Raw genomic sequence first — 620 nt, 5'->3', positions numbered from 1 at the left:
TATCTGCCCGCAATGGTCGCGCTGGGTGGGGGTCGGTTTCCCGACTAAATGGAGGGGGTGTTACGCGGCGGCTTCGGTGCCGTATTTCTTGGCGAAGTAGTTGCGGACCTTCTCGCTGACGCGGGCGTGGTCTTTGTGGCTGGGGTTGGAATAGGCTTCGGATGCCATGAGGCTTTCGATCTCATCGCCAGAGGTGATATTGCCTTCGCTGTTCGGGTTCTTGTCCTCGGCCAGCTCCGGGCCCAGCGCCGCCATGAGCTGCAGGAACTGCGGATTGTTGCCCAGCGGCCCATTCATGATCTGCTGGACATCGATGCCGGCCTTGCTGGACAGCGCGGTGGCCGCCGAGAACGCCAGGCCGACATTCCGGTTGAACGTCGCGGGCGTGGCCCAGGCCTTCTCCAGCTCCGCCTTGCAGGTGTTGGCATCGAGGACGCCGGCAGCGGCCACCAGCTGCGGCGCCATTTCGAAGTAGCGATCCATCACCAGGTCCAGCTGCTTCTGGGTCATGCCCGCTTCGAACGCCTTGGTGCGGAAATCTTGGAAGCCTTGGTCTTCTTCGGGTTTGAATGCGTCCTTGAATGCTTCCGGGACCGTGACCGTATATTCTTCCGCAGCCT

The 620-nt window shown here is 61.8% G+C and carries 1 protein-coding gene; it reads right to left on the bottom strand.

Annotated features, from left to right (window positions below; all coding sequences use genetic code 11):
• Window positions 1-60 precede the first annotated feature (60 nt).
• The coding region (locus tag ACODSZ_RS23120; protein ID WP_488928649.1) for a hypothetical protein at window positions 61-620 on the bottom strand (560 nt) is incomplete at its 5' end.

Source organism: Herbaspirillum sp. FG34 (assembly GCF_057809315.1).
This window is presented reverse-complemented; position numbering and strand designations above follow the sequence as displayed.